Consider the following 6044-nt stretch of genomic DNA (forward strand, 5'->3'; position numbering starts at 1 on the left):
AGACTGGAATCTGGATGGAGATGTGCCGCGCGGCGACTGGCTGGCGCTGGATGCCAGCGGAAAAATCACACGCTGCGGTCTGGATGGAAAGACAATCGCAGGCTAGCCGGCTGCCAACATCAGCCGGGACAGTTTATTCAAACTTCTGCCTGAATTGCTGAAACTGCGCAGCCAGCGCAGCGACCTCTGCTTTCAATGTGCTGACTTCCACTTCCAGCTGCGCGATGCGATCCTGCCTTGGCGTTCCAGCCGCAACGCCCTGCAATCCAGGCGCAGCTTCCTGCGCTTCAGCAAAGACTTCACCGGACAGCAAAGGCGCATAACGCGCTTCCTTGGTGCCGGGCGTGCGCGGCAAGCGGGCTACCAGAGGCGGATATTTGTCGATCAGGAATTGCAAGGCTGCTTCAACATCGGCGACAGAAGCAAAATCATGCAGGCGGCCGGAACGCGTACGGATTTCGCCGGCAGTCTGTATGCCACGCAGCATCAGGATAGTCAGCACTGCCAGCTTGTCCTGTTCCAGCGACCATTTCATGCGCATCCGATGCTGATACTTCGCAACGCGCGCACCGGCCTGATTGACTTCGGTGACGAATTTTTCCTGTATCAGGCGCTGCAGCGTTTGCTGCACATCCTCATCACTCATCGCCATGACAGGATCGCGGCTGGTCAACTGATTGCAGCCATTGGTGAGCGCATTGATGGACATGGGGTAACTGTCCGGCGTCAGCGCTTCCTTTTCGGCCAACACCGCCAGCACGCGGATTTCATGGGCATCGAGGAGTAACAGTTGCGCCGCATCGGTCGATACGACGGCGCTTGATTCATCATTCATGGGCAGGCTTTTATTCGACCAGCTTGTTCAACTGGTCGGGATCAAATTTTTCTGTAGAGACGAGCGTCTCGCAAATGATGCCGGAGTGCTTCAACGCGGCCAGTATCTTTTCGATCTGGTGTTCCTGCGTCGCGGCGTTGTCGATCAAGCCATGCAAGGCTATCGACAGAGGATCGTCGCGATCCGGCGTCACGCCGTATGCAGCAAAAATTCTTGCCGCAGTTTCATCGCGCACATTGGTGTCTTTCAAAATAATGCGCGCGGGATTGCCGACCGCAGTCGCGCCAGCCGGCACTTCCTTCACGACGACCGCATTGGAACCTATCTTGGCGCCTTCACCGACCGTAAACGAGCCCAGCACCTTGGCGCCGGCACCGATGATCACGCCCTTGGCCAGCGTCGGATGGCGCTTGGCCCCCTTGCTCAAGGAGGTGCCACCCAGCGTCACGCCTTGATAAATCGTGCATTCGTCACCGATCACGGCAGTCTCGCCTATCACCACGCCAAAACCGTGGTCTATGAAGACGCGACGCCCTATGGTTGCGCCTGGGTGGATTTCAATACCCGTCAAACCGCGTGCAATGTGCGATGTAAAACGCGCCATCCATTTGAAATCATAAGTCCAGAACCATTTTGCCCAGCGATGCATGACGATCGCATGCAGGCCTGGATAGCAAGTCAGGACTTCCCAGGCGCTGCGCGCTGCCGGGTCGCGAGCCATAATATTGGCGATATCTTCACGAAGGCGACTGAACATGGAGTAAATGAATATGTATAGGTGCGTGGAAACGCAATATTAGCCTGTTATGACAAGCCGGAAGTAAGGCGATGTGCGGAATGATCGGTTGCATCCAGACAGATGCCACCGATCATTCGATTTGCTAGGAACCGCTCGCGATACGCTGGCGACGCGCCTCGAACAGGCACACGCCCGAAGCGACCGATACGTTCAGGCTTTCAACCGAGCCGAACATCGGGATGCTGACCAGCACATCGCAAGTCTCGCGCGTCAGGCGACGCATGCCCTCGCCTTCCGAACCCATTACCAATGCCGCAGGGCCGGAGAAGTCGGCGTCGTACAAGCCTTTTTCTGCATCGTCGGTGGTGCCGATCAACAGTATGTCGCGTTCCTTGAGCTCGCGCAGCGTACGTGCCAGATTCGTTACCGTGATGTAGGGAACGGTATCGGCAGCACCGCTGGCGACCTTGGCTGCAGTCGCATTCAAGCCGACTGCACGGTCCTTGGGCGCGATCACGGCATGCGCACCGGCGCCATCGGCCACACGCAGGCAGGCGCCGAGGTTATGCGGGTCGGTAATACCGTCGAGCACCAGCAACAGCGGCGGGCCATCGATAGCATCGAGCAATTCATCCAGATTACGTGCCAGCGACAACTCACCCGCCTTGGCGACCACGCCCTGATGGCGGCGTGTGCCGACTATGCTGCTCAGACGTGCATCATCGGCTGCAATGATGCGTACCTTGGCGGCTTCGGCGGCGCGGATCAAGTCCTTCATGCGCTGATCGTGACGGCTGGCGTCGATGTAAATTTCTTCTACCGAAGAGGCTTCATGGCGCAAGCGCGCCGTCACGGCGTGAAAGCCGAAAATCATCTTGCTCTTCATTTTTATCGTTTCTTCTTGCTTGGTTTTACTGCAGGTGCGCGTTGCTTGTTGGGTGTGGCGGGCGGACGCTTGGCCCCGGCTTTTTTCGCCGGTGCTGCGCCGATATCACTAGTCTTTGCCGCAGTCTTCTTCGCGCCTTTTTGCTCGGTTCTTTGCGTGCGTGACTGATGTTCGGTATCCGCACGACGCGCTTCGTTTTTCAAGACCGTGCGTATGCCCGGCTCGGTCACCAGACGCAAATCGATTTTGCGCGCATCAAGATCGACGCGACTGACCTGCACCGTGACGCGATCCGTCAATTGATAGCGCATGCCGGTACGTTCACCACGCAACTCGTGTCTGGACTCATCGAACTTGAAGTGATCCGCACCCAGCTCGGTCACGTGGACCATGCCTTCGATGAACAGCGAATCCAGTTGCACGAAAATACCGAAGGTGGCAACGCCGGAAATCACGCCGGTGAATTCCTCGCCCAGCTTGTCGCGTATGAAATAGCATTTGAGCCAGGCTTCGACGTCGCGCGATGCCTCGTCGGCGCGCCGCTCGTTGGCCGAACAGTGAACGCCCAGTGCATCCCAGATCGCCAGTTCGCCTTCGGTTTTTTGCTTGCCTTCGGCCTTGTCCTGCGCATGTTTTTTGCGTGCTGCGGGTGACAGCATCGTATTCAAGCCACTCGTATCCATGCCTTTAGGCGTATAACGCTTGCCTTGCAGGATCGCCTTGATTGCGCGATGCGTCAGCAAATCCGGATAACGACGGATCGGGCTGGTGAAATGGGCATAGGCTTCATACGACAGACCGAAGTGACCGATGTTTTCCGGGCTGTAGACAGCCTGCTGCATCGAGCGCAACAGCATCGTTTGCAGCAGCAAGGCATCGGGCCGCAATTTGATCTTCGGCATCAGCTCCGCATAATCGGATGCACTCGGCTTGTCGCCGCCGCCCAGATGCAAACCTACCTGTTTCAGGAAGGTCCGTACCTGTGTCAGTTTTTCCTTGGTCGGCAAGGCATGCACGCGATACAGGCTGGGGTGCTTGTGACGTTCGAGCAGATCGGCGGCACACACATTGGCTGCCAGCATGCATTCTTCAATCAGCTTGTGCGCTTCATTGCGGGTGCGCGGCAGTATCTGTTCTATCTTGCCGACTTCATTGCAAACGATATACGTTTCTGTCGTTTCAAAATCGATCGCACCACGTGCCAGACGCGCCTGCAGCAAGGCATGGTACACAGCCTGCAGGTTCAGCAGGTGCGGCACCAGCGTGGCGCGCTTCGAGGCTTCTAGGCCCTTGGTGTTGCCCAGCACGCTGGCCACTTCCGTATAGGTCAGGCGCGCGGCGGAATGTATCACCGCCGGATAGAATTGATAGGCCTTGATCTCGCCCTTGGTCGTGATCACTGCATCGCAAACCAGCGTCAGGCGGTCGACGCCGGGATTGAGCGAGCACAAGCCATTAGAGAGTTTTTCCGGCAGCATCGGTATCACGCGGCGCGGGAAATACACCGAGGTACTGCGTTCCAGTGCATCGACGTCGAGCGGCTCGTTCGGCTTCACGTAATTGCTGACATCGGCAATTGCAACGATCAGGCGGAAGCCGTCAGCGCGACCGATTTTGCATGGTTCGCAATACACTGCATCATCGAAGTCGCGGGCATCTTCACCATCGATCGTGACCAGCGGCACATCGCGCAAATCGACGCGCTCGTGCAAATCAATCGCACGTACTTCGCTCGGCAGTTTGGCGGCGGCTTTTTTTGCTTCTTCAGAAAATTCGTGCGGCACGCCGTACTTGCGCACGGCTATCTCGATTTCCATGCCGGGATCATCTATATCGCCCAGCACTTCAACGATCTTGCCGACCGGCTGGCTGAAGCGCGAAGGCTGCTCGGTCAGTTCTACACTGACGACCTGACCTGTTTTGGCATTGCCCGGAGAGCCGGACAGCATGATGTCCTGGCCGATGCGCTGGTCTTCGGGGGCAATCACCCACACGCCGTTTTCATTGAGCAGGCGGCCGATCACATGTGTGTTGGCACGCGCAACGACTTCAACGATGCTGCCTTCCGGACGACCGCGGCGGTCGGTGCCGATGATGCGCGCTTGCACGCGGTCACCATGCAGCACTTTTTGCATTTCTTTTTCAGGCAGGAAGATATCTGCACTGGCATCATCCGGGATCAGAAAGCCGAAGCCGTCGCGATGACTGCTGACGCGGCCCTCAATGAAGTTGGATGTATGCGCGAGTTGATAATTGCCGTCGCGATCAGGCTTGATCTGCCCATCGCGCTCCATGGCATTCAGGCGGCGCATGAGGCCGTCCATCTCGTCAGGCTTTACGCCGAGAGCGGTGGCAAGGGATGGCGCATCGTGCGAACTGGTCGCCGTGCGTAATATGCCGAGAATTTCCTCGCGGCTGGGAATGGTATAAGAATATTGGCTCAAAAGCTGTTTCAGTTAATTGTTGTTGGAACAGGGGTCAGTGTAACGGACCGTGACGATGTTTGCATGATAAGTCAGTAATTATGCAATTTCATTGCATAACCTGATTGACTTCCATCTGATTTCCGCTATACTGCTCCTCTTTCTGTAGGCCCACGTGGCGGAATTGGTAGACGCGCATGGTTCAGGTCCATGTGCCGCAAGGTGTGGGGGTTCGAGTCCCTCCGTGGGCACCAAGTTATTAAAAGCCCGTTGATTCGTCAACGGGCTTTTTCTTATTCAAATGGCGATTTATTCTGCCACCTGTTCTATCCCGATTTTTCCCCATATATTTTTGCACGGCGTTTTGCCCGGCGATTTTTGCAGGAACTGTATTGCCTGCAAATACTGCACGCAATAAATGACTGCATCACTACACGCTACGCTTCAGATCGAATTTTTTAAGCGTGCCGCCAATTGCTGCGGACGCAAGCGATCGTATTCTTCAAACGGTTGATGTATCCACGGATTGCTGGGAAGGTAATCGAGATAGAAATCCGGTTTGACTGATGAGCAAGCCTTGTACCAGATGACGGCAGACTTCACTTCAGTCACGGCAGGAAACTGTTCGGCCAGATGGCGCTGCACTTTTTCCAGCGTCACGCCGGAATCGGCCAGGTCATCGAGCAGCAATACCTTGCCGCCCAGTGTGCCCCTGGTGATCGTGATGTGTTTGGCGATATCGAGCGCGCCTTGTACCGTGCCGCCTTCTTCGCGATATGAACTGGTCGCCAGTATCGCCAGTGGGACATCGAAAATGCGGCAGAATACATCGCCGGGGCGCAAGCCGCCGCGGGCCAGGCACAAGACCTGGTCAAACTTCCAGCCGGATTCATGTACCAGAAGCGCCAGGCGTTCGATTGCATGGTGATATTGATCCCATGTAACCCACAAATCCTGGTCGCTTGATTCAGGCATCATGCCACCGGCTGCTTGTGTCAGTCTTACTTGAATGGATGACGCAACACGATCGTTTCTTCACGATCAGGACCGGTGGAGATCATGTCAATAGGCACGCCGACCAGTTTTTCTATGCGATCGATATAGGCACGTGCATTCGCCGGCAATACATCCAGCGATTTCGCACCTACCGTGCTTTCTTTC

At 56.2% G+C, this 6044-nt stretch carries 6 protein-coding genes and 1 tRNA gene; 1 reads left to right on the forward strand and 6 read right to left on the reverse strand.

All coding sequences use genetic code 11. The features are described from left to right. Positions 1-133: 133 nt before the first annotated feature. From Q7T06_RS08380 to rnr, 4 genes are all read right to left on the reverse strand, one after another. A complete protein-coding gene (locus Q7T06_RS08380) occupies positions 134-835 on the reverse strand; it encodes a YceH family protein (RefSeq protein ID WP_304783354.1) in 702 nt (233 codons plus the stop codon). A 10-nt stretch (positions 836-845) separates the two neighbouring features. Next, the gene (cysE, locus tag Q7T06_RS08385; protein ID WP_304783357.1) at positions 846-1592 is read right to left on the reverse strand and encodes a serine O-acetyltransferase; all 747 of its coding nucleotides are present in this window, start codon (positions 1590-1592) and stop codon (positions 846-848) included. Between the two features lie 124 nt (positions 1593-1716). Next, positions 1717-2460: a 23S rRNA (guanosine(2251)-2'-O)-methyltransferase RlmB gene (rlmB, locus tag Q7T06_RS08390; RefSeq protein ID WP_304783360.1), complete on the reverse strand. Its 744-nt coding sequence runs from the start codon at positions 2458-2460 to the stop codon at positions 1717-1719. 2 nt (positions 2461-2462) lie between these two features. Next, entirely contained in the window at positions 2463-4904 is a 2442-nt protein-coding gene (rnr, locus tag Q7T06_RS08395) for a ribonuclease R (RefSeq protein WP_304783363.1), read from the reverse strand. Between the two features lie 148 nt (positions 4905-5052). On the opposite strand from rnr, the gene Q7T06_RS08400 reads away from it, so the two are divergent. After that, positions 5053-5137 (forward strand) — tRNA-Leu (locus Q7T06_RS08400). Between the two features lie 190 nt (positions 5138-5327). Here Q7T06_RS08400 and Q7T06_RS08405 read toward each other — a convergent pair. Together Q7T06_RS08405 and Q7T06_RS08410 are read right to left on the reverse strand one after the other, a co-directional pair. After that, positions 5328-5858 carry a phosphoribosyltransferase gene (locus Q7T06_RS08405; RefSeq protein ID WP_304783366.1) on the reverse strand — a complete coding sequence of 177 codons (531 nt, stop codon included), beginning with the start codon at positions 5856-5858 and terminating at the stop codon, positions 5328-5330. 26 nt (positions 5859-5884) lie between these two features. Beyond that, positions 5885-6044, reverse strand: a 160-nt coding sequence (locus tag Q7T06_RS08410) for an adenylosuccinate synthetase (protein ID WP_304783369.1), incomplete at its 5' end; no start/stop codon positions are given.

Origin of the sequence: Herminiimonas sp., from assembly GCF_030645555.1 — a bacterium.
Classification (GTDB): Bacteria; Pseudomonadota; Gammaproteobacteria; order Burkholderiales; family Burkholderiaceae_D; genus Oxalicibacterium.

What these genes read in the sequence shown, in the direction of transcription:
- Q7T06_RS08380 (WP_304783354.1), bottom strand. Translation starts at nt 835, where the DNA reads ATGAATGATGAATCAAGCGCCGTCGTATCGACCGATGCGGCGCAACTG.
- Q7T06_RS08405 (WP_304783366.1), bottom strand. Translation starts at nt 5,858, where the DNA reads ATGCCTGAATCAAGCGACCAGGATTTGTGGGTTACATGGGATCAATAT.
- cysE (WP_304783357.1), bottom strand. Translation starts at nt 1,592, where the DNA reads ATGTTCAGTCGCCTTCGTGAAGATATCGCCAATATTATGGCTCGCGAC.
- rlmB (WP_304783360.1), bottom strand. Translation starts at nt 2,460, where the DNA reads ATGAAGAGCAAGATGATTTTCGGCTTTCACGCCGTGACGGCGCGCTTG.